This is a genomic window from Bombilactobacillus sp. ESL1092 (genome assembly GCF_058107465.1).
This window is the reverse complement of sequence record NZ_CM176594.1, coordinates 110998-133784: the sequence shown is the minus strand read 5'-3', so window position 1 is coordinate 133784 and position 22787 is coordinate 110998. Positions and strand designations below refer to the sequence as shown.

The 22787-nt window shown below is 37.8% G+C and carries 21 protein-coding genes; 20 read left to right on the top strand and 1 reads right to left on the bottom strand.

What is annotated here, in order from left to right; all coding sequences use genetic code 11:
- Positions 1-38: 38 nt before the first annotated feature.
- The 18 genes from topA (at position 39) to AC3B6Y_RS00595 (ending at position 17212) form a co-directional block, all read left to right on the top strand.
- Positions 39-2153: a type I DNA topoisomerase gene (gene topA, locus AC3B6Y_RS00680; protein ID WP_489769748.1), complete on the top strand. Its 2115-nt coding sequence runs from the start codon at positions 39-41 to the stop codon at positions 2151-2153.
- A gap of 270 nt (positions 2154-2423) precedes the next feature.
- Positions 2424-2948 (top strand): ATP-dependent protease subunit HslV, encoded by a 525-nt coding sequence (hslV, locus tag AC3B6Y_RS00675; protein ID WP_489791148.1) that lies wholly within the window; start codon positions 2424-2426, stop codon positions 2946-2948.
- 9 nt (positions 2949-2957) lie between these two features.
- Positions 2958-4370 (top strand): ATP-dependent protease ATPase subunit HslU, encoded by a 1413-nt coding sequence (hslU, locus tag AC3B6Y_RS00670; RefSeq protein WP_489757932.1) that lies wholly within the window; start codon positions 2958-2960, stop codon positions 4368-4370.
- Positions 4371-4378: 8 nt separating this feature from the next.
- Complete coding sequence (locus AC3B6Y_RS00665) at positions 4379-5239, top strand: aldose 1-epimerase family protein (RefSeq protein ID WP_489791147.1); 861 nt, start codon at positions 4379-4381, stop codon at positions 5237-5239.
- Between the two features lie 163 nt (positions 5240-5402).
- On the top strand, positions 5403-5894 hold the full coding sequence (locus tag AC3B6Y_RS00660; protein ID WP_489791146.1) for a hypothetical protein: 492 nt from the start codon (positions 5403-5405) through the stop codon (positions 5892-5894).
- Between the two features lie 21 nt (positions 5895-5915).
- Complete coding sequence (locus tag AC3B6Y_RS00655; RefSeq protein WP_489757935.1) at positions 5916-6359, top strand: RusA family crossover junction endodeoxyribonuclease; 444 nt, start codon at positions 5916-5918, stop codon at positions 6357-6359.
- Positions 6352-7023 carry a hypothetical protein gene (locus AC3B6Y_RS00650; RefSeq protein WP_489791145.1) on the top strand — a complete coding sequence of 224 codons (672 nt, stop codon included), beginning with the start codon at positions 6352-6354 and terminating at the stop codon, positions 7021-7023. Before AC3B6Y_RS00655 ends, AC3B6Y_RS00650 begins: the two co-directional genes overlap by 8 nt.
- 66 nt (positions 7024-7089) lie before the next feature.
- The gene (locus tag AC3B6Y_RS00645) at positions 7090-7767 is read left to right on the top strand and encodes a type 1 glutamine amidotransferase (protein WP_489791144.1); all 678 of its coding nucleotides are present in this window, start codon (positions 7090-7092) and stop codon (positions 7765-7767) included.
- 189 nt (positions 7768-7956) lie between these two features.
- Positions 7957-8322 carry a hypothetical protein gene (locus tag AC3B6Y_RS00640; protein WP_489769755.1) on the top strand — a complete coding sequence of 122 codons (366 nt, stop codon included), beginning with the start codon at positions 7957-7959 and terminating at the stop codon, positions 8320-8322.
- A 138-nt stretch (positions 8323-8460) separates the two neighbouring features.
- A complete protein-coding gene (locus AC3B6Y_RS00635; protein ID WP_489757939.1) occupies positions 8461-9291 on the top strand; it encodes an exodeoxyribonuclease III in 831 nt (276 codons plus the stop codon).
- Positions 9292-9481: 190 nt separating this feature from the next.
- Positions 9482-10501, top strand: coding sequence for a choloylglycine hydrolase family protein (locus AC3B6Y_RS00630; protein ID WP_489791143.1), 1020 nt, complete (start codon positions 9482-9484; stop codon positions 10499-10501).
- A gap of 239 nt (positions 10502-10740) precedes the next feature.
- The gene (locus AC3B6Y_RS00625; RefSeq protein WP_489791142.1) at positions 10741-11310 is read left to right on the top strand and encodes a TetR/AcrR family transcriptional regulator; all 570 of its coding nucleotides are present in this window, start codon (positions 10741-10743) and stop codon (positions 11308-11310) included.
- 98 nt (positions 11311-11408) lie between these two features.
- On the top strand, positions 11409-12317 hold the full coding sequence (locus AC3B6Y_RS00620; RefSeq protein WP_489791141.1) for an alpha/beta hydrolase: 909 nt from the start codon (positions 11409-11411) through the stop codon (positions 12315-12317).
- Positions 12318-12346: 29 nt separating this feature from the next.
- Positions 12347-12802, top strand: a complete 456-nt coding sequence (locus tag AC3B6Y_RS00615; protein ID WP_489791140.1) for a flavodoxin family protein — start codon at positions 12347-12349, stop codon at positions 12800-12802.
- A gap of 467 nt (positions 12803-13269) precedes the next feature.
- Entirely contained in the window at positions 13270-14097 is an 828-nt protein-coding gene (locus tag AC3B6Y_RS00610; protein ID WP_489757944.1) for a MetQ/NlpA family ABC transporter substrate-binding protein, read from the top strand.
- Between the two features lie 28 nt (positions 14098-14125).
- Positions 14126-15454, top strand: coding sequence for a M20/M25/M40 family metallo-hydrolase (locus tag AC3B6Y_RS00605; RefSeq protein WP_489757945.1), 1329 nt, complete (start codon positions 14126-14128; stop codon positions 15452-15454).
- 7 nt (positions 15455-15461) lie between these two features.
- Complete coding sequence (locus tag AC3B6Y_RS00600) at positions 15462-16523, top strand: methionine ABC transporter ATP-binding protein (RefSeq protein ID WP_489791139.1); 1062 nt, start codon at positions 15462-15464, stop codon at positions 16521-16523.
- Entirely contained in the window at positions 16523-17212 is a 690-nt protein-coding gene (locus AC3B6Y_RS00595; RefSeq protein WP_489757947.1) for a methionine ABC transporter permease, read from the top strand. Before AC3B6Y_RS00600 ends, AC3B6Y_RS00595 begins: the two co-directional genes overlap by 1 nt.
- A gap of 208 nt (positions 17213-17420) precedes the next feature.
- Here the strand turns inward: AC3B6Y_RS00595 and plsY are convergent, their stop codons facing one another.
- Positions 17421-18056, bottom strand: coding sequence for a glycerol-3-phosphate 1-O-acyltransferase PlsY (gene plsY / locus AC3B6Y_RS00590; RefSeq protein WP_489775409.1), 636 nt, complete (start codon positions 18054-18056; stop codon positions 17421-17423).
- 263 nt (positions 18057-18319) lie between these two features.
- Here plsY and parE point away from each other — a divergent pair, with 263 nt between their 5' ends.
- The gene (gene parE, locus AC3B6Y_RS00585; RefSeq protein WP_489791138.1) at positions 18320-20317 is read left to right on the top strand and encodes a DNA topoisomerase IV subunit B; all 1998 of its coding nucleotides are present in this window, start codon (positions 18320-18322) and stop codon (positions 20315-20317) included.
- A gap of 5 nt (positions 20318-20322) precedes the next feature.
- Positions 20323-22785 carry a DNA topoisomerase IV subunit A gene (gene parC, locus AC3B6Y_RS00580; RefSeq protein WP_489791137.1) on the top strand — a complete coding sequence of 821 codons (2463 nt, stop codon included), beginning with the start codon at positions 20323-20325 and terminating at the stop codon, positions 22783-22785.
- Positions 22786-22787: the final 2 nt, after the last annotated feature.

The window sequence follows — 22787 nt, the reverse complement described above, 5'->3', positions numbered from 1 at the left end:
ATATGATTTGAAGCGACTTGATTAAGGAAAGGAGCTTCATGTTGGTTAGCTCAAAAACTACCAAACGCCGTCCGGCTAAAAAGAATTTGGTAATTGTCGAATCTCCGGCCAAGGCTAAAACAATTGAAAAGTATTTAGGACGTAATTACAAAGTTTTAGCCAGCAAAGGCCATGTTCGTGATTTACCTAAAAGTCGCATGGGTGTTGATATTGAACACGATTATGAACCCACTTATATCTCTATTCGAGGTAAAGGGGATACTATTAAAGAATTAAAAAAAGAAGCCAAAAAAGCTAAAAAAGTTTATTTAGCAGCCGATCCTGATCGCGAAGGTGAAGCGATTGCTTGGCATGTGGCCCATTTATTAAATTTAGATTTAGCAGATGATAACCGAGTAGTATTTAATGAAATTACGAAAGACGCGGTTAAAGATGCTTTTAAGCATCCGCGAAATGTTAATATGGATTTGGTTGATGCGCAGCAAGCCCGGCGCATTTTAGACCGATTAGTGGGCTATTCGATTAGTCCGATTTTATGGCAAAAAATTAAGAAGGGGCTCAGCGCGGGTCGTGTACAATCAGTAGCCTTAAAACTGGTGATTGATCGTGAAAAGTCAATTCGTAATTTCCAACCAGTAGAATATTGGACGATTCCTAGTCGTTTTCAGGCTGGTAGATTAAAGAAAAATCAATTTAATGCCAATTTTTATGGCGTGCATCATAAGAAGACTGAATTGCATTCGCAAGCAGAAGTTCAAACTGTTTTAGGACAATTAGATCGCAAACAACCGTTTGATGTGACAAAGGTGTTAAAAAAGGAACGTAAACGTTATCCAGCACCACCATTTACGACGAGTTCTTTACAACAAGAAGCTAACCGTAAGTTGAATTTTAAAACGCGGAAAACAATGATGTTAGCACAACAACTATATGAAGGAATTAATCTGGGGTCGCGACAAGGCAATGTTGGTTTAATTACTTATATGCGAACGGATTCAACGCGAATTGCAAGTGTTGCTAAGCACGAAGCATCTCAGTTTTTGCAAAAGGAATACGGCGAAGAGTATGCGGCCACTAAGGTTCATGCCACGAAAAATCCCGAAGGCGCTCAAGATGCCCATGAGGCTATTCGCCCTACTGCAGTGCAAAGAACGCCGCAATCTTTAGCTAAAATCTTAACGCGTGATCAATTACGACTATACACTTTAATCTGGAATCGTTTTATGGCGAGTGAGATGACGCCCGCTGTGTTAGATACGATGACAGTGACCGTTGAGCAAAATGATGTTCAGTTTCGGGCAAATGGTTCTAAAATTAAATTTGACGGTTTTTTGAAGCTTTATAAAGATGATCAAAAGACAAAAGATAATTTATTGCCAGATTTAGTAGAAGGGCAACAAGTTAAATTAATTGAAACCAATCCAGAACAGCATTTTACGCAACCCCCAGCACGTTTTAGTGAAGCTTCGTTAGTTAAAACTTTGGAGGAAAACGGTGTTGGTCGTCCCTCGACTTATGCACCAACTATTGATACGATTCAAAGACGCTATTATGTCAAATTAAATGGTCGTAGTTTTGAACCGACGGAATTAGGAGAAATTGTTGATGATTTAATTGAACAATATTTTCCAGACATTGTTAATGTCGACTTTACGGCTAATTTGGAAACTGAATTGGATGGCATTGAAGCGGGCAAAGAAAATTGGCGCCAAGTAGTTGATGAGTATTATCAACCTTTCTCTAAGGAATTAACAGCTGCCGATGAACAAATTGAAAAGCTACAAATTAAAGATGAACCGGCTGGGATGAATTGTGACATTTGTGGTGCACCGATGGTTATTAAATTAGGGCGTTACGGCAAATTTATTGCATGTAGTCGTTTTCCAGATTGTCGTAATACTAAAGCCATTATTAAAGAAATTGGTGTGACTTGTCCTAAATGTCAGGAAGGTCAAGTAGTGGAACGGAAATCGAAGAAAAATCGCTTATTTTACGGTTGTTCGCGCTATCCGGACTGTGATTTTGTGGACTGGAATAAACCTGTTGGTCGTAACTGTCCTAAAGACGACCATTATCTAGTTGAAAAGAAGGTCAAGGGTGGTCGCCAAGTAATCTGTCCTAATGGCGATTATCAAGAAGAAGTTCAAAAGTAGCACTTGTCTACAAATTGCTGAAAGTTTCTTCGGATAGATTAGAACGATCATTGACTAAAAGTGTTACCATAGAATTGTAGTGGTTTTTAAGCTTAAAATTCGAAAACTAAAATTTTGAGACTACTGAGATATATGGTCTGAAAGCAAGATAAACCGCTACTAAGTTGGCAAATCAGCTTAGCAAGTTAAATTTATTTTCAAAGGTTTAGAACCAATACAATTCACAAAATCTAAAATATTAAGAATAATGAAATATAATTGAGGTAAATTATGACAACAATTTGTGCAGTCAGACATCACAACCAAATTGCAATTGCTGGAGATGGGCAAGTTACTGCTGGCGAAAAAACCGTTATGAAAGCTTCCGCACATAAAGTGCGGCGGATTTTTAATGATCAAGTAATTATTGGTTTTGCCGGCGGTGTGGCTGACGCTTTTACTCTAGAAGATTGGTTTGAAAAGAAGTTACAAAGCTATGCCGGAAATTTAAAGCGTTCCGCAGTGGAATTAGCTCAAGATTGGCGTAAAGATCCGACTTTACAAAAGTTAGAGGCAATGATGATTGCTTTTAATCAAGAGGATTTATTACTAATTTCGGGTAATGGTGAAGTGATTGAACCTGATGAGGATGTAATTGCTATTGGCTCAGGTGGTAATTTTGCCCAAGCTGCCGCTATTGCTATGATTCGCCACAGTCCAGACATGACCGCTCAAGAAATTGCTTATGAAGCTATTAATATTGCCTCGGATATTGATATTTTCACTAATAAGAGTATTTTAACGGATCAAATTTAGGAGAGAACAATGCCAGAACAAATGACACCCAAACAGATTGTTAAAGCTTTAGACAAATATATTGTTGGTCAAGATCAAGCTAAAAAATCCGTCGCCATTGCTTTATATAATCGTTATCGGCGGATGCAATTATCGCAAAGTATGCAAAAAGATATTACACCCAAGAATCTCTTAATGATTGGACCAACGGGAGTTGGTAAAACTGAAATTGCCCGTCGCTTGGCGGATGTGGTGCAAGCACCTTTTGTCAAAGTAGAGGCTACTAAGTTTACCGAAGTGGGCTATGTTGGTCGCGATGTTGAGTCGATGATTCGTGATTTGGTCGATGTTGCGGTCAAAATGGAAGAAAAACAAAAATATCGTGAGGTTCGTTCACAAGCTAGTCGACAAGCTGATAAGATTTTAGTTAAATTATTAGTGCCAGGTAAAAAAACACAGGCAGCTCAACCCAATATGAATAATTTACAAGATCTCATGTCGGCGTTTAATGCGATGACACGTGGAGAGACACCACAAGCCGCTAATAGTAATGAGGAAATCACGGATGAAGTTCGAGATCAACGTTTAAGCGTGAAAGAACAATTAGATCGTGGTTTACTTGAAGATCAAGAAGTAACGATTGAAGTATCGGAAAGTAAAAAAATCAATCCGATGAATGATATGATGGGACAAATGGGGATTGATTTAAACGGCGCAATGGACTCGTTAATTCCTAAGAAAACCATTAAGCGAACCTTACCAGTTAGTCAAGCACGGGAGATTTTGATTGAACAAGAATCAGCTAAGCTGGTAGATTCCGATGTGATTTATCAAGCTGCCATTCAGCGTGCTGAAAATGACGGAATCGTCTTTATTGATGAAATTGATAAAATTACGGCTGGCAATAAGAAAACATCAGGTGAAGTTTCCCGCGAGGGTGTTCAACGTGATATTTTGCCAATTGTTGAAGGTTCTAGTGTCAATACTAAATATGGTAGCGTTCAAACGGATCACATTTTGTTTATTGGCTCTGGGGCTTTTGCTGAAAGTAAACCAAGTGATTTAATTGCTGAATTACAAGGACGGTTTCCAATTCGTGTCGAATTAGACGATTTGACGGAAGCAGATTTTGTTCGAATTTTGACAGCTCCAGATAATGCTTTGGTTAAACAGTATATTGCTTTGGTAGGTAGTGATGGCATTAAGTTAACCTTTACGCAAGAAGCGATTGAAACAATTGCGCGGTTAGCTTATCAGGTTAATCATGAAAATCAAAACATTGGAGCTCGTCGTTTAGCAACTATTTTGGAAAATGTCTTGGCTGATATTATGTATGAGGCACCCGATATGCAGATGGGTGAAATCATGATTACGCAGGAATATGTAGAAGATAAAGTTGGCAAGATTGCTAATAATAGTGATTTAACTAAGTATATCTTATAGGAGGACTAATGGCTGTTGTCACGTTACAAAACACAAAGTTAACTGTTCAAGTTGATAGTTTGGGAGCCCAAGTGGTCAGCGTCCAGGATCCAACGCAGACGCAACGGATGTGGAATGGTGATCCAACAATTTGGGGACGACATGCGCCGATCTTGTTCCCTATTGTTGGCCGACTAAAAAATGATACTTATCGTTATCAGGGTCAAACTTATTCAATGAAACAACACGGTTTTGCTCGTGACCAAGAATTTACCGTAATGACGCAAGAACCGACTTTATTGGAGTTAGGATTAACTAAAAAAGTTGGTCAAGAAGGGTCCAATTACCCCTTTAGTTTTTCGCTGTATGTGGGGTATCAACTAGTGGGTGATCAAATTCAAGTTTGTTATAGTTTGAAAAATTTGAGTTCGCACCCGATGTACTTTTCAATTGGTGGTCATCCGGGCTTTATGTTTAATTATCGGGCTCCGGGAGCCAAGTTGGTTTTGCAACATCCAGAGCGACTACGTAGAATTGATTTTACAGAAGACCATTTGCTTGATACTAATCATACCTGGGTGCCCAAGGCGATGATGCCACTTAATGAAGATAGTTTTGCTCACGACGCTTATGTTTATCATAATCGAGGGCGCAATGCTTTTGAGCTATGGGCTAATGATAATTGGCAAATTAGTTTGACGACTGATGCACCTTATATTGGGGTTTGGTCTGCTTATCCTAAGACAGCTGATTTTGTTTGCCTGGAACCTTGGTGGGGCGTGGCAGATACTGTTAATAGTGATGGTCAATTAGAACATAAATTTGGCATTAATCTGTTACAACCACAACAAATCTTTAATGCTAGTTGGAGTATGCGGTTTTATTATTAAATAAGATAACTAGTTAAAGCACCTGGTAAAAAGATAGGTATTGACCGTTTTTTACCAAGTGCTTTTTTATGATTCAGAAAAGTGGTCTTTGGGTTGCATTTAAGTGCAAGATGCTCATAATAAAAAGAGATATTAATCATCAAAGAAAGGATTATTAATTCTGATGTATAAGCCTCAGAAAATTGCGCAGATCAAGGTCAGTGCAACTACGCAAAAAAAATTACGCTCTTGGCTTATTGAGGGCGCTAATCGGGCACAAATTGTTAGGCAAACTGATCTCAGCAAAAGTACGCTGTTACGTTATATTAAAAAAATCAAAGCTCAAGATGCAACCATTGAAGAACTATTTACTTTAAGTGAGATGCAAATCTTGATTCAGATTGCTAATGAAGATTATGCAACTTATCAAGCAAAAAAACGTGAGGGACCAAAAAAGGCGCAAACAGTTGATTTGTCGCAACAAGAAAAATCATTAAATCATGCTTTACGCAAAGAAGGCTGGGGCTTATCTACGGAACAATTAGACTTTGCCAAAATCCTACGCTTGAGTTCTGGCGACTTGCAGGAGCAACAAGCTGCTCAGCAACAGTTGGCTACTTGGTCAAAGGCTAAACAACAACGTTATTTAGATTATCGACAATCAGTGACAAATTAAGTATGAGGTTAGAAAAGAGAAATGAGTGAATGGCAAGCAATTATCCCTTATCCACCCATGGCAACGCCGAGGCCACGTTTTAAACAAATTACTAGTAATGGTCAACATCATACAATTACTTATTATCCGAGTCGCTATTTTGATTATATGCAGACTGTGCAGCAATATCTGCAAGATCACGATTTGTATAATAAGGACTTTGAACAGGTTGTCAATGCTCCATATGGTATTTTGGTAGAAGTGATGTTTTACCTAGCTATTCCGAAAAATCAAAAGCAAGTACGGAGTTTAATGCGGAAGACGGCGCCGGATATTGATAATTTACAAAAAGCAATTTTTGATAGCATTTTTAAGGGGTTGAAGGTGCGAGATAGCCGAATCGTTGGCGTTAAGGCGTTAAAGTTAAATGAAAAGTTTTATCCGCGCACGGAAATTAAATTAATAGGAATTGAACAGGATGATTAATAATAACGATAAAATTTTGCATTTGTTGACAGGTTACCGCCAGTTAAAACCTTTATTTGTTCCCTTTTTAAAACAACTGCAACAGCGCCAAGAACAGCAATTACTAGAACAGCAATTAGTGCGGCAGGTTCAAAAAAACTTAAGACAATGCCAGTCCAAGTTATCTAAACAATTGGCGCCAGCCGAGTTTAAAGTTATTGATTCTAAGATTAAGCGTTGGCAAAAGCGGGGGTTTAATCATTATCGTGATTATCAAAATCTGACTGTGGCAGCTCAAAAGCGCTTATTAAAACAAGTTATGCAGGAATCGTTTGTTCATTCTCAACCTAATTTAGTAATATTAATTCAGCGCTTACAACAATTAGTTATTCCAAAATATCCTGATGGCACAGCAATCATTAAACAAATTCATCAGATTAGACAACGTAATTTGTATATTAAACGAGGCTACCAGGTTTTAGTATATGTCAAACCGGTTTACCAGGCGCTCACACGTTTGCGGCGAGTTTTGGTTAATCAAGCTCAGTATACAGGGTGTCAACACGCGTGGACTAATTATTCGCAGCAAATTACGGCTTTGAAGAATTATTATCAACAGCATTATGTTCAGGCTGGTGGTCATCCGCGTAATTATCATGGACATCGGGCCGGTGAACATCAGTAATTGTCCATTGTCACTAGTGTGATATATTGAGAATTAAGCAGTATTAAATTATGGAGAGTGATTATTATGCGGGCTAATATTTTGCAGCATACACCTAATGAAGGGCCGGGCATGATTGCCGATTGGTTAGCGGAGCAGCACTATGAAGTCTATATTTATCATCCCTATCAATTTGGTCATTTGCCGTCAGCTGAGACGACGGATTTATTGATTATTTTAGGTGGGCCTATGAGTCCTAATGATCAATTACCTTGGATTTTACAAGAGCGGCAATTGATTGCGGATTTAATTACTAAGCGCGTTCCGATGTTAGGCATTTGTTTTGGTGCGCAGCAAATTGCTAAAGTATTAGGTGGTTCTGTCTTAACAGCACCTGTCAAAGAAGTGGGGTGGGGGAATGTTTGGCGTCAAAGTACCGCCATCACTAACTTACCCGCACAATTATCCGTATTACATTGGCATGAAGAGATGTTTACCTTACCACCGCAAGCGCAATTGTTATTTTCCAATCATCATTTAACGAATCAAGGCTTTTTATGGCAAGATTTTGTGGCGGGTTTTCAGTTTCATTTAGAGCCTACGACTAGTAATGTCCATGAAATAGTAGTTAATGATTATCCTTACTTAACAGACTCTGTGTTAAAACAGTCAGCAGCTGAGATTATGGCTCAGCCCGTTCCCGCGGCTAATCGACAAGCGTTATATCGCATTTTAAATTATTTGACGCAGTCACCGACAAGCTAGAATTCGTCTTGCTTATCGAATTATTAAGTTTTATACTAAAAAGCGATTAATAATTTTAAGTTACAGACAAATCCATCAGTACTTTCAGAAAAACCGGTTCATTGACTAATTGTTGAACTAAATGTGCTTGTTGGATGAAAAATTATCTTAATGTTATTAATGAATTTTATTTGTGGGGAGATCTAACTTATGGAAATTGGACCAATATCAGAGTGGTTAGCTGCTATTTCTGAATTTTTAGCTGTCTGTGTGGCATTATTGTTGCCATATTATACTGATCGGAAAAATACCAAAAGAAAACGGCGCAATATTTGTTTGGGGATTAGACGTTTAGCTGATCAGGCACTGGCTCATGAAGAAGATGCTACCAAAAATTTAGAATTGTTTTTGACAATTTCTTTTATCAGTAATGATGATGCTACCACGGAAAAGGTTTTGTTGTCAGGACAAGAAATTCTACGAGCCATTAAGAATTTACCAGCGGAACAAGACACTGATTATCAAACAAAATTAACGGACGTCAAACAATTAATTGCCAAAATACCTAGTAAGTAATAAACACTGAGAAGATCATAATGATGCTCAAGCAATCGCCAAAGATTGCTGAGCATTTTTTAGTTAACTTCACAATAAATTGTCTATTCAATCTTCAATGGTCTACAATTAAATCAAAGATGACCAAAGGAGTGTCCTATGAAATTTATTTCTTGGAATATTGATAGTATTAATGCAGCTGTCACGCATCAATCCAAACGTGGCTTAATGACTTGGGAGGTGTTACAACATTTAGCAGCAATCCAACCAACTGTGTTGGCCATTCAAGAAACTAAATTGAAGCCGACGGGTTTGACGCCTAAGCAAAAGCGAGCTTTGCAAGAATTATTTCCGGATTATCAAATTTATACGCGTTCGAGCACGGGGCGGGTGAGTTATGCTGGTACCATGATGTTGAGTAAAGAGCAACCCATAGCAGTTGATTATCCCCAAATTGGGGCTCCAGGGGAAATGGATCAAGAAGGACGAATTATTACCTTAGAGTTTGAACATAGTTTTGTTTCGACCGTTTATACGCCAAATTCAGGCAGTCAATTGGCTCGTTTAGCTGACCGTCAAAGTTGGGATGATGATTATCGTCAATATCTGCAACAATTGGCGCGCCAAAAGCCAGTCATTACTTCTGGTGATTACAATGTAGCCCATCAGGCAATTGATTTAAAAAATCCTCAAGCTAATCATCATCATGCGGGTTTTACTGATGAGGAGCGTGCTAAATTTGACGAATTACTAGCTGCGGGTTTTACTGATACTTTTCGCTATTTAAATCCCCAAGTGCATGATGTTTATACATGGTGGGCACAAATGTCCAAAACTTCGAAGATTAATAATTCCGGCTGGCGCATTGATTATTATTTGACCTCACAACAATTAGATGATCAATTGGCTGATTTTCAAGTGATTGATACCAAACAGCGTCAAGACCATGCCCCCATTGAATTGACTATGAAAACGGATTTTTGTCTGTAATCAGGTGCTGGGTCAGCAACTATTGGTTCAACTTTATCCAGATTCATTTATAGTCGGAGCTATTGCAAGGTTTAATTTTGTTTGGTCCAATGATTATAAATTTTAAAAATTGAGTTACAATGTATCTTATATGTAAAGGCAAGTTAGGTTCAATTTACTACCTAACGACAAAATAGAAGGGAATGATCATATGTGTACCAATATTAGTATTCAAGCAACTAACGGTGACGTTTTTTGGGGCCGAACGATGGATTTTACTTTTGATCCGTTTAAAGCGAGTGTTAATTCACAAATCACCGCTTATCCAAAAGGTAGCCAATTAACAGGGTTAACGGAAACTTGGGCTAGTAACTATGCTTTTATGGGTATTAGCATGAATAACTCATTATTCTTCTATGATGGCATGAATAGTGCAGGGGTAGTCGGTGATGCCCAATATTTAGAAGAGTGTAGTTGGGCGAGTGCTGCCAGTTTGCAACAACGAGGTCTTAAACCGTTAATTGGTGAAGAAATTGTGGCGTACGTGTTAAGTCACTTTGGTAGTGTGGCGGAAATTAAAACCGCTTTTCAAACCGTGGGCTTATTACAAAGTCAATATCCAGCTTGGGAACAGGCTCAAACTGGAATTACTGGTCCCGTGCCGATGCACTACACGTTCAGTGACCCCAGTGGCGCCAGTGTAATTTTGGAACCCGTGAAGAACGGGGCTTTTAAGATTTATGATGGGATTGGTGTGATGACCAATAGTCCGGAATATCCGTGGCATGTAGATAATTTACGAAATTATTTACAATTGACTAATCATAATTTAGGCCAAAACAAATTGTCAGATAAATTGCAAGTTAATCAAATTGAAAGTGGCTCAGGGTTATTAGGCTTGCCTGGTGATTATACGGCACCTTCTAGATTTGTTCGGGGCACTTACTTGGCCAACTTTTTAGATCCATTTACTTCGGAGCAAGGAATTACGCAGTTATACAATTTATTTAAAACCGTCATGATTCCCAAGGGGATTGAACACGTTCATGAAGGTAGTACGAACAGTGATTATACCGGTTATTGGATTGGTTATGATGTCAAACGGCAAACGTTATATTTACAACCTGAAGACACACCAACGTTAACGCAATTTACTTTACCAACTAATTTAACAGACAAGATTACTTTACCAATTAATCATGAATTTAAAGCTGTACGTGCTGAACAATAATAAATAAATTATTTCAGCAAGCATATACAATAATAAGACGAAGATATTTAGTTATGATTGAGGATTGAACACACGATTAACCGCTACTAAGCTGTAAGACAAATTGTTTCCAGAGGCTTGGACTTTAGTGCCGGTGTAGTTCAATTAAATTATTTTCCATAGATTCAGGTTATTTGTGAATTTAAATTTATTAGATTAAATCTATTGATGTAAAATGAATGAACGTTTATTATAGACTTATGCGATATAAAGATGACAACAAAAAAGAAGCTATTTATCAAGCGACTATTGTACTTTTAAACAAAGAAGGATTTTCCTCAACTTCTATTTCTAAGATTGCAAAGCATGCTGGCTTGTCTCCGTCAACAATTTATATTTATTTTGAAAATAAAAATGATATGTTCAAGAAGCTATATTTGGATACTAAGCAGAAAATGAGTGCGAAGATGTTTGCTAATATTGAAGGAAAAAGTTGTAGGGATAGCCTTAGTATTTTAATTCATAACTACATTGACTATATATTAGAAAATAAAGAATCGTTTCTGTTTCTTCAACAGTTTGTTAATTCTCCTATTATTAGAGAAATCGGCCTTGATGAAGAGGATGACTATTTTTTTCCAATGTATCAATTAGTAAAAAAGGGACGTGAAGAAGGAACTTTTAAGGATATTGATGATAAACTTTTGTTTTCACATGTTGAAACGCCCATCACAGAATTAGCAAAACGTTATTTTAGAGGAGAATTTAGTTTTTCAGAGGAAAATATTGAATTACTTGTGGATATGGCATGGGATGCTATTAAGCAATAGCATCTTTTCTTCTTCGTTAAAAGCGAACGATTATTCGTTTATTTTAGTTTTTTTATAGGTTGTCAAAACTTTAGATCAAAAAATGGGGAGATAATATTATGCAAAAAGCAATTAGTTTTAAAAATAACCAAATTAATATGGCAGGTATCTTATATTTTCCAAACGACTTTGACGATAATAAAGCATATCCCGCAATAAGTGTTGCTTCGCCAGCTGGTGCTGTTAAGGAGCAAATTGCAGCAAACTATGCTTCTCGATTTGCAAAATTCGGTTATATTGTTTTAACGTTTGATACATCACATCAAGGAGAAAGTGGAGGGAAACCACGACAGTTTGAAAGTCCTTACGAGAGGGTGGAAGATATTAAGTCTTCAATTGATTATTTAACAACATTACCTTTTGTAGATAATGATAGAATTGGACAGTTTGGTGTTTGTGCTGGGGGTGGATATTCAATACATGCTGCGCTAACCGATAGAAGAATTAAAGCAATTGCTACTGCTAGTATGAGTGATCCTGCTTCATTGATTCGTGATGGTTTTGATGGGACAGCGACTATTGAATCTCAGTTAGACCTTTTAAATGAAGTATCAAAGCAGCGTACGCGTGAAGCTTCAGGAGCTGATCCAATCTATGGTAATTTTGTACCTGAGGAAACGACTGATGATATGCCTGATACTTTGACTGAAGCTAATGAATACTATCGTACTTCTCGTGGACAGCATCCGCGTTCAACAAATCAAGTTTCTATGATGTCTATTGACAAGATGATCGATTTTGATACGTTCGCATTTGTTGATAGATATTTAACTCAACCGATTTTGCTGATTGCGGGTAGTAAGGCGGATACTTTAAGGTTTTCTAAAGAACTTTTAGAAAAAGTTGTTTCAGAGAACAAAGAACTATTTATCATAGATGGCGCTACTCATGTTGACTTATATGACAAGCCCCAGTTTGTTGACGCGGCAGTGAAAAAAGCACAAATGTTCTTTAACGATAACTTATAGATTATAAGCTTCTGAAGATGGAGAGAAATATGGCTAAAATATTTTATTTTTCTTATACTGGTAAAAATAAAAAAATAGCACAAGAAATTTCTTTTGCAACGGGCATTTCAAGGTTTGAGATTGTTCCAACAAATCAATATTCATCAGATTATTCAAAGATAACTCAACGGGCAAAAAAAGAAATATTTGGATTAAAATTACCATCCATAGAGCCTTTAGAAGAGGTTGGTGATTTGAACTTACTTATATTAATTAGTCCGCTATGGTATGCTGATTTACCAATACCTGTGGTAACTTTTCTTTCAAAAATTGCTGGTTCGGTTGAAAACTTGCTATTAATTAGTAACAAATTTATGACAGGTTTTGGAACAACAAATAGAACTATAAATAAGTATTTTAAGCCAGAAACAAACTTTAAAAAGATTTCAGTGAAAGAAGATATTAGTGTGGCTGTTAGTTCAATTGATGACTTAATTCAAAACTAAGTTCAGTAAATTAGATGATCTATAAAACATTCATTAGTATTATTATTACTACTACTAATTTGAATGGTATTAACAGTGGTTAATCTTTTTTAATTTTTTAGTTGACATTTAATTAAAATAATTATATGATTCTATCAATGAATATAAAAACAAGTTGATCGGGGGAAGTAATTAGTTCTAACGCGTACAGAAACTTCCAGTAGTTGAGAAGGAAGCCCGTTAGCTAATGAAAATGACCCGTGATTGGTGCACTGAGTTCTTTTGGAATAAGGTGGCAATGGTTGGTACTCTTTATTGTACACGCATATAGATGTTTTGTATGTTGTTGAGTTGAGTATCTTTGCATACCCAAAATAGAATGGTACCGTGGCGAAAGTCGCTTCTAATAAATCTTCGTAAGGAGATTTGAGAAGCGACTTTTTTTATTTGTTTTTATAATTCAAATTAAAATTAATGGGGTGTTGATGATGAAAAAATGGCAAAAAATTATTAAGTATTTATTAGTGAGCGGTGTGGCAGCGTTATTCTTCTTGGTAGCTGGTTGTGGCCAACAAAGCAAGGAACAAACTGTCAAAGTTGGAATTAATAACGCCGATACACCAATTTGGAAGATTGTTCAGAAAAAAGTAAAAAAGGATAATATTAATTTAAAAATTGTGGAATTTTCGGATTATAATCAGCCCAATACGGCCTTATTACAAAATGAATTAAATATTAATGCATTTCAACATCAATATTTTTTAAAGAATTGGAATAAAGCGCATCATAGTGATTTAGTAGCAATTGGTAAAACGATGATTCAGCCAATGGCTATTTACTCAAATAAGTTAACCAAATTGAGTCAATTAAGTGACGGTGCCAAAGTCGCTATTCCCAATGATAGTTCTAATGAAGCTCGGGCTTTGCAATTACTAGAGGCTGCTGGATTGATTAAATTAAAAACGACCGGTTCACAGTTGCCATCGACCAAAAATGTAGTAAGCAATGCGCATCATTTGAAGTTTCAAATTTTAGATGCTGCTCAGACGGCGCATTCATTAAGTGATGTTGATATTGCGGTAGTCAATGGTAATGTGGCTAGTGCCGCCAAATTGAGTCAAAAGAAATTGATTTATCGGGAAAAAGTTTCGAAACAGTCACGGCCATGGATTAACGTGATTGTTGCTAATAAGAAAGATCGGCATAATGCTACGTATCAAAAAATTGTGAAAGCTTATCAAAGTGAAGCAGTCTTAAAAGAAGTTCATAAGGTTTATGGTCCGAATGCTGTTGCTGCTTGGAAAGTTAAATTTTAAAATCATCAGATGAGAAAGGACGATTTTTATGGTGCAATTACAAGACCAATTGATTCAAGATTCATTGCAACAGTTAGCTGATTATATAGCGTTACCGTCAGTTTCTGCGAAAAAACAGGCTCAAGTGCAAACAGCCAATTTTTTAAAAAACTTATTTGAAGAACAATTATCGGCTCAAGTGCAAGTGTTGACTGATTATCCAGCACCATTAGTTTTTGCCCAGATTACGCCTCAAAAACCGAGTTCTACGACTATCTTAATTTACAATCACTACGATGTTCAACCGGAGGAACCGCTAGAATTATGGCAATCTGATCCTTTTGAATTAAAAATTACTGATCAACAACTATTTGGCCGTGGTGTAGCCGATTGTAAAGGTGATTTGATCAGCCGCATTACTGCATTAAAGTTGTATCGCCAAGAAAATGGTGATTGGCCGTGCAATGTTAAGTTTTTAGTGGAAGGTGAAGAGGAAGTTGCCAGTGAACATTTAGCTGCTTATTTAGACAAGTATCATGATTTATTAGCGGCGGATCTGGTTTTATGGGAATCCGGTAGTAAGAATGATCATGAGCAGTTTAGTATTGAGGGTGGTAACAAAGGAGTTTTGTGTTTTGAATTAACGGCTAACTCCGCGGCTAGTGATTTACATTCATCATTAGCTGCTGTGGCTGATAGTGCCACGTGGCGCTTGGTGGCTGCTTTAAATGCTTTACGGGCAGCTGATGGGACAATCAAAGTGCCAGGCTTTTATGATGATGTTGTGGCTCCCAGTGCAGTGGAACAAGAATTAGTGGCTCAAGCACCAACTCCTGATCTTGCTCAGAAATGGGATTTAAAATTACCCTTGTTAAAAAATCCGAGCGTTAATTATAATTTAACTTTTGCACCGACCATTAATATTGAAGGTTTCAAAAGTGGGTGGCAAGGCCAAGGTGTTAAAACGGTAACGCCCTGCACGGCCCAAGCTAAGTTAGAATTTCGCTTGGTGCCGAACCAAGATCCTCAACGAATCTTTCAGCAATTGAGCGCTTATCTGAAAGAACAAGGCTTTGCAGATATTGCAGTCACTTATCTTTTGGGAGAACGCGGTTATCGTTGGGATTTACAAAATCCATTAGTGGAACAGTTGCTTGCCACCGCCAAAGCGGTTTATGGTGAAAATCAAGTGGTGGCCTTACCTTCTAGTGCCGGTACTGGGCCCATGTATCTAATTAATCATTACACGAAGGCGCCGATTATTGATTGTGGAGTCGGTTATAGTCATTCGGGACCTCATGCTCCTAATGAGAATATTCGGATTGCCGATTATTTACAGTTTATTGAATTTTTTAATCAATTTTTAGACAAGTTGTAGGACAATTATGGACGAGCAAACCCCAATTATTAAATTAAAAGATATTTCTGTGACATTTCAGAACAAAGAACAAACCATTCAAGCTGTGAAACACGTTTCTTTAGAAGTTGAACGTGGTGATGTGTTTGGCATTATGGGCTACTCCGGTGCAGGTAAAAGTACGTTAGTCCGTGTGATTAATTTATTGCAGCGACCGACTGGCGGTGAAGTTTTTGTGAATGGACATGATCTTTTGAGTTATAAACCGAAAGCTTTACGCCTAGCACGTCAAAAAATTGGCATGATTTTTCAACATTTTAACTTGATGGCTTCCAGAACGGTGTTTGGCAATGTGGAGTTTCCATTACTGAACACTAAGGCGACCAAACAAGAACGACAAGCTAAAGTGAATCAGTTGTTAGAATTAGTTGGATTAGCAGACAAAGCGAGCGCTTATCCCGCGCAATTGTCTGGTGGTCAAAAGCAGCGAGTAGCGATTGCCCGCGCTTTAGCGAACGATCCCCAAATTTTAATTTCGGATGAAGCAACGAGTGCTTTAGATCCAGAAACTACGACTGAAATTTTAAATTTATTAAAATCGTTAAATCAAAAACTCAAGATTACGATTGTGGTGATTACGCACGAAATGGAAGCTATCAAACAAATTTGTAATCATGTCGCTGTCATGGATCAAGGAGAATTGATTGAGCAGGGAAGCGTGTTACAGATTTTTGGGCGGCCACAACAGCCTTTAACACAAAAGTTTGTCGATTCAGCAACGCAATTAGGCCCCGTACTCCAGGAAATTCAAAGTCAACGGCTACTTAAAGCTTCAACCAATTCCTTGATTGAATTAGATTATTTTGGTGAAGTAACGAATGATCCGATTGTCGTTGAGCTTTATAAGCGCTTTGGTGTGGAAGCTAATATCTTGTTTAGCAATATTGAACAATTGCAGGGAACCACTGTGGGAATTATGCTCTTAGAGTTGAATGGTTCAGCAGCCGATATTGCTGCCGCTTTAGCGTATTTAAAACAATTGCAGGTCACGGTTAAAACCATTACCTTGCCCAAGGAGGAGGAACAATAATGCATGCATTTTTACAAACCTGGTTACCCAATGTGGTCGCTAACTGGTCAGGCGATAATGGCTTTGTTGTTGCAATCTATCAAACTTTATATATGACTTTTATTAGTGCCGTGTTTTCCGGCGTCTTTGGTTTAATATTAGGCTTAACGTTAGTTGTGACTGCTGACAACGGAATTTTACCGCATAAGAAATTTTATTACTGTTTAGATAAGTTGGTTAATTTGTTTCGTTCGATTCCTTTTGTAGTTCTACTAGCAGTGATTGGACCATTCACAAAATTAATCGTCGGGCAAACCATTGGCCCAACAGGTGCTTTAGTGCCCTTAATTGTCGGTACGTCGCCTTTTTTTGCTCGTCAAGTTCAATTAGCGTTGGTTGATGTTGATCCGGGAGTTATTGAAGCGGCACAAGCGATGGGCAGTTCACCTTGGGAAATTATTTACCGGGTTTATTTAAAAGAAGGTTTACCCGAGTTGATTCGTTCGGCCACCTTAACCATGATTAGTTTAATTGGCTTAACAGCGATGGCGGGTGCTATTGGCGGTGGTGGTTTAGGTAATATGGCCATTGCTGTTGGCTATCAACGTTTTCAAAATGATGTGACGTTAGTTTCTTTAGTTTTGATTTTAATTTTAGTATTTATCGTCCAAGCGATTGGTGATTACTTTACCCGAAAACTCCAACATTAATGTTGAGGATCCCCAGTAATTTTATATTTTTAATAATAATTAGTGTAATTAAAAAAGAAGGACTTAAGGTTGAATTAACTTTAAGTTCTTCTTTTAGAGTGTAGCCAAAATCTAAAATATGATATAATATCCTTGCACGAACATGTGTTCGAACAAAAATAAAGATTGAATTAACGCAAATTTTGGTTAAAATATATTTTGCTGAATTTTATCTGGTCTTTTTTTGCTGGTGCTTTTGTAAATAATAAACTAAGCCGATGTGGACGAGATTTTCATCATGATGCATGAGCCGTTTAATATTCGGCCAGTGCCGCACGTAGACGACGATGGTCACTAAAACAGCTGCAAATAAGAAATAAGGGTCATGGGTGCGCCAAATTAAAATGGTTAAGACGGGTAGAGAAATCAAACTGGCTAAACTGACAGTACTACTTATTAAGACGATAATGGCGAATAAACTAAAAGCTACGCCGAATAAGGGTGGGTTATAAGCTAGTAAAATGCCTGAAGCTGTAGCGACTGCTTTACCGCCAGTAAAATGCATAAAAATAGAATAGCAGTGTCCGATAACTGCAGCTAAGCCCACGACAATCATCCATTGTTTACCAGGAACCTGAAAGAAGACAGGTAAACTGGCTCCCAGTGTGCCTTTGAAAATGTCTAATACTAGAACGGTAATTCCTGGCAAGACGCCAAAGACCCGAAACGTATTGGTAGTACCGATATTACCACTACCGCTGTCTCTAATATCTTGATGAAAAAAAACTTTTCCTAGCACATAAGCTGACGGAAATGAGCCCACTAAATATGCTAAAATAAAACAGATTATGACCTTTAAGAACAAGTGTAAAACCTCCGTTGGATAATGAATAATAATGCCGAAATAAAAGCTGTTGATTAATTGAGTAACCTAGTACTAGCGGTTACTGAATAGCACAAAGTCTGCATGCATTATGCCTATCCCCGGTTGTCCTGAAGAATTTAGCGTAGTTACAAACACACTCTATGAAATAATATTAGGTTTAATCGTACAAGATTTTATCTCGGTCTTGTCTATTTTAATACAAACTAATAAAATATTCTGTTCTTTTTTGAAAGTAGGATTTTATGACGAATAATTATGATGATTCATCGATTCAAATTTTACATGGTTTACAAGCTGTCCGCAAAAGACCGGGCATGTATATTGGTTCGACTGATGCTCGAGGATTACATCATTTGGTGTATGAAATTGTGGACAACGCAGTGGATGAAGCCTTAGCCGGTTTTGGTCAAGAAATTAATGTGACGTTGAACCAAGACGGTTCGGTAACGGTGGCGGATTTTGGTCGGGGGATGCCCACTGGAATGCATGAGTCAGGGATTCCCACCATTGAAGTAATTTTAACCGTCTTACACGCGGGTGGTAAATTTTCTGATAATAGTTATAAGACTTCTGGTGGTTTGCATGGTGTTGGTTCGTCAGTAGTTAATGCTTTATCTCAATGGTTGCAGGTCCGTGTTGTTCGTGAACACGAGGCTTATGAAGAGCGGTTTGAAAATGGCGGTCAGCCCGTTGGTACTTTGAAAAAAGTGGGTCATGTCAAGCAAGCTAGTGGAACTACAATTTCCTTTTTACCGGACGCCACTATTTTTCAAACGACTAAATTTAACTTTGATACTTTGGCAGAACGATTACGCGAATCAGCTTTTTTGTTAAAAGGTGTCAAAATTACGTTGACTGATCAACGTGTCCAACCAATTCGCCAAGAAGAATATTGTTATGCGGATGGGATTCAGTCATTTGTTAAATACCTCAATGAAGGTAAAGATGTTATTAAAGATATTTTTTACTTTGAAGATACCAAAAACGATATCGAAGTCGAATTTGCCGGTCAATATAATGATGGCTATTCAGAAAATATTTTATCATTTGTCAATAATGTTCGAACCAGTGATGGTGGTAGCCATGAAGCTGGTATGAAATCGGGCTTAACTAAAGCTTTTAATGAATATGCTCGAAAAGTTGGATTACTCAAAGAGAGTGATAAGAATTTAGAAGGTTCAGATGTGCGCGAAGGTCTGAGTGCAGTTTTGTCTGTCCGTATTCCTGAAAACTTGTTACAATTTGAAGGACAGACTAAGGGTAAATTAGGGACTCCGGAAGCACGAAGTGCCGTAGATAATCTCATTTATGAAAAAATGACATATTATTTACTGGAAAATGGTGATTTTGGTCAAACTTTAGTCAAAAAAGCTTTAAAGGCACGGCAAGCACGCGAGGCTGCCCGCAAAGCCCGAGAAAATAGTCGGGGCAAAAAGAAGAAAAAAGATCAAGGTTTACTATCTGGTAAATTGACACCCGCACAATCTCGCAATCCGCAAAAGAATGAACTCTATTTAGTCGAAGGAGATTCTGCTGGGGGTTCTGCTAAACAGGGCCGTGATCGAAAGTTTCAGGCCATCTTACCATTACGGGGTAAAGTGTTAAATACGCAAAAAGCCAAGTTGGATGATATTTTTAAGAACGAAGAAATTAACACAATGATTTATACGATTGGTGCGGGAGTAGGTCCGGAATTTAATTTAGCAGATAGTAATTATGACAAAATTATTATCATGACTGATGCAGATACTGATGGTGCTCATATTCAAATTTTATTGTTGACGTTCTTTTATCGCTACATGCGTCCTTTAATTGAAGCTGGTCGAGTTTACATTGCTTTGCCACCACTGTATAAGTTACAAAAAGGCCGTGGTGCTAAGACACAAATCGAATATGCTTGGACAGAAGAGCAATTACGTGCAGGTATTGCTCAGTTCGGTACTGGCTACAGTTTACAACGCTTTAAAGGTTTGGGTGAGATGAATGCAGATCAGTTGTGGGAAACTACGATGGATCCAGAAAACCGGACATTAGTGCGCGTTCGGATTGATGATGCCGCCTTAGCCGAACGGCGCGTGACCACGTTAATGGGGGATAAAGTTGCTCCTAGACGACAATGGATTGAAAATAATGTCAAATTTAATCTAGAAGATGATGTGAGTTTAATTGATTCCACCAATCAAGCAGCAATTGCAACGACTGATTTGAAAAAGCAGTTAAATCATAAGCAAGGTGAGTGAACAAATTGAGTAAAGATTCACGAATTCAAGAACTATCCTTAGAAGAAATCATGGGTGATCGCTTCGGGCGTTATTCGAAATATATTATTCAAGAACGAGCTTTACCAGATGTGCGTGACGGTTTAAAGCCTGTCCAGCGGCGTATTTTATACGCGATGAATATTGATAATAATACCTATGATAAAGCCTTTAAAAAATCGGCCAAATCGGTTGGTAATGTTATGGGGAATTTTCATCCGCACGGCGATAGTTCCATTTATGAAGCCCTAGTGCGGCTCAGCCAAAACTGGAAATTGCGGGCACCATTGATTGAAATGCACGGTAATAACGGTTCAATGGATGGTGATCCTCCCGCAGCGATGCGTTATACTGAAGCGCGTTTGAGTAAAATTGCGCAAAAAATGTTACAAGACATTGATAAAGACACTGTTGATATGGTTTTAAACTTCGACGATACGCAAGAAGAACCCACGGTTTTACCAGCGCGATTCCCCAATCTTTTAGTTAATGGAGCCACTGGGATTTCGGCAGGTTATGCCACGGAAATTCCGCCACACAATTTGGGCGAAGTAATTGATGCCACGATTGCTTTAATTGATAATCCGGCTTTAACCTTGGAACAGGCCATGCAATATGTAAAAGGTCCAGATTTTCCCACTGGCGGCATTTTACAAGGAGTCGATGGTATTAAACAGGCTTATGAAACCGGTCGGGGGCGCGTGGTTTTGCGTTCCAAAACAAAAATTGAAGCCTTAAACGGCCATCGTAGTCAAATTGTGGTCACCCAGATTCCGTATGAAGTTAATAAAGCGCAGTTAGTTAAAAAAATTGATGAAGTGCGCTTGCTCAAAAAAATTGACGGGATTGATGAAGTGCGTGATGAGTCTGACCGACACGGTTTATCCATTGTCATTGAATTAAAACGTGATGTGGACGGTCAGGGTGTTTTAAATTATTTATATAAAAATACGGATTTACAAGTCACTTATAATTTTAATATGGTGGCTATTTCACGAATGCGACCACAGCAGTTAGGTCTATTACCAATTTTAAAAGCTTATGTTCAACATCAACAAGAAGTTGTACTGCGGCGGACGCAATTTGATTTACAAAAAGCACAACGGCGTTTGCATATTGTTGATGGCTTAATTAAAGCCTTGTCGATTTTAGATCAAGTAATTCAGACCATTCGTGCCAGTAAAAATAAACATGATGCGCAACAAAATTTAATGGCGGCTTATGATTTTAGTGAGCAACAAGCCAGTGCGATTGTGGCTTTACAGTTGTATCGTCTAACTAATACTGATGTTTCATCTTTACAAAAAGAGCAAGCTGATTTACAAGCAAAGATTGCGCAATTTCAAGAAATTATTCAACAGCCGCAGGCTTTACTGCACGTCATTAAAACGGAATTAGAAGAAACCAAGCGAGAATTTGCGACGCCACGTTTAACGGAAATTCAAGCTCAAGTCCAAGAATTGAAGATTGATCGCCGGGTCATGGTTGGTAATGAAACAGTGCGGGTTTTAGTGAGCGAACAAGGTTATTTAAAACGTAGTAGTTTGCGTTCCTACCAAGCTTCAAAATTAACTGATAATGGTTTACAAAAAGATGATGTAATAGTTTTAGATCAAGAAGCTTCAACGCTTGATCATCTGTTTTTATTTACTAATTATGGTAATTTAATTTATCGGCCGATTCATGAATTGGACGATGTGCGTTGGAAAGAAACTGGTCAACATTTATCGCAAACTTTTACTTTACAAAAAGATGAAATTATTTTACGGGCTTTTATTTTTACCGATCTAAAGCAAACGGGTAACTTTATTCTAGCAACTAATGATAGCTATATTAAGCAAGTTAACTTTCAAGATCTTTTACCTGGTCGCACTTATCGCACCAAGCCACTGACGGCCATTAAGTTGCATGCAACGACTAGTCAAGTGGTTAATGTTATTTATCAGGCTCAATCAGTAGCTACAGGAGTGGTCTGTTGGACTAACAGTGCGTATGCCTTGCGTTTTTCTTTGACCGAAGTTCCAGTGGTGAAAGCTAAAGCTGCCGGAGTGAAATTAATCAAGCTCAAAGCTAATGAAGTGGTAGTCAATTGTGAAATTTACGCTGAAAGTGAATTGGAACAGCTTGATGTGGGCATTTTGACGCAACGGGGTGCCTTTAAAAGAATGAAATTAACCGAAATTCCTGTGGCCAATCGTGACCGCAGAGGCGTATTAGTTTTACGAAAATTAAAAAAAAGTCCACATTTCATAAAATTTGTTTCTTTATTTGCTAAAAATGATATATTAGAAGTTGAAACTAAAAATCATTATTGGAACCAACTTAAATTAGCTGATTTTACAAAAGTTGATCGTTATTCTAATGGTTCATTTGTAATTGACGTTGAAAAGAATGGACCGATAATAAAAACAAAAAAGATAATTCAACAGCAGCTTGCTGATGAAGACTAAGT

Coding starts and splice junctions, on each gene's coding strand:
- topA (WP_489769748.1), top strand. CDS start 39: ATGTTGGTTAGCTCAAAAACTACCAAACGCCGTCCGGCTAAAAAGAAT.
- hslV (WP_489791148.1), top strand. CDS start 2,424: ATGACAACAATTTGTGCAGTCAGACATCACAACCAAATTGCAATTGCT.
- hslU (WP_489757932.1), top strand. CDS start 2,958: ATGCCAGAACAAATGACACCCAAACAGATTGTTAAAGCTTTAGACAAA.
- AC3B6Y_RS00665 (WP_489791147.1), top strand. CDS start 4,379: ATGGCTGTTGTCACGTTACAAAACACAAAGTTAACTGTTCAAGTTGAT.
- AC3B6Y_RS00660 (WP_489791146.1), top strand. CDS start 5,403: ATGTATAAGCCTCAGAAAATTGCGCAGATCAAGGTCAGTGCAACTACG.
- AC3B6Y_RS00655 (WP_489757935.1), top strand. CDS start 5,916: ATGAGTGAATGGCAAGCAATTATCCCTTATCCACCCATGGCAACGCCG.
- AC3B6Y_RS00650 (WP_489791145.1), top strand. CDS start 6,352: ATGATTAATAATAACGATAAAATTTTGCATTTGTTGACAGGTTACCGC.
- AC3B6Y_RS00645 (WP_489791144.1), top strand. CDS start 7,090: ATGCGGGCTAATATTTTGCAGCATACACCTAATGAAGGGCCGGGCATG.
- AC3B6Y_RS00640 (WP_489769755.1), top strand. CDS start 7,957: ATGGAAATTGGACCAATATCAGAGTGGTTAGCTGCTATTTCTGAATTT.
- AC3B6Y_RS00635 (WP_489757939.1), top strand. CDS start 8,461: ATGAAATTTATTTCTTGGAATATTGATAGTATTAATGCAGCTGTCACG.
- AC3B6Y_RS00630 (WP_489791143.1), top strand. CDS start 9,482: ATGTGTACCAATATTAGTATTCAAGCAACTAACGGTGACGTTTTTTGG.
- AC3B6Y_RS00625 (WP_489791142.1), top strand. CDS start 10,741: ATGCGATATAAAGATGACAACAAAAAAGAAGCTATTTATCAAGCGACT.
- AC3B6Y_RS00620 (WP_489791141.1), top strand. CDS start 11,409: ATGCAAAAAGCAATTAGTTTTAAAAATAACCAAATTAATATGGCAGGT.
- AC3B6Y_RS00615 (WP_489791140.1), top strand. CDS start 12,347: ATGGCTAAAATATTTTATTTTTCTTATACTGGTAAAAATAAAAAAATA.
- AC3B6Y_RS00610 (WP_489757944.1), top strand. CDS start 13,270: ATGAAAAAATGGCAAAAAATTATTAAGTATTTATTAGTGAGCGGTGTG.
- AC3B6Y_RS00605 (WP_489757945.1), top strand. CDS start 14,126: ATGGTGCAATTACAAGACCAATTGATTCAAGATTCATTGCAACAGTTA.
- AC3B6Y_RS00600 (WP_489791139.1), top strand. CDS start 15,462: ATGGACGAGCAAACCCCAATTATTAAATTAAAAGATATTTCTGTGACA.
- AC3B6Y_RS00595 (WP_489757947.1), top strand. CDS start 16,523: ATGCATGCATTTTTACAAACCTGGTTACCCAATGTGGTCGCTAACTGG.
- parE (WP_489791138.1), top strand. CDS start 18,320: ATGACGAATAATTATGATGATTCATCGATTCAAATTTTACATGGTTTA.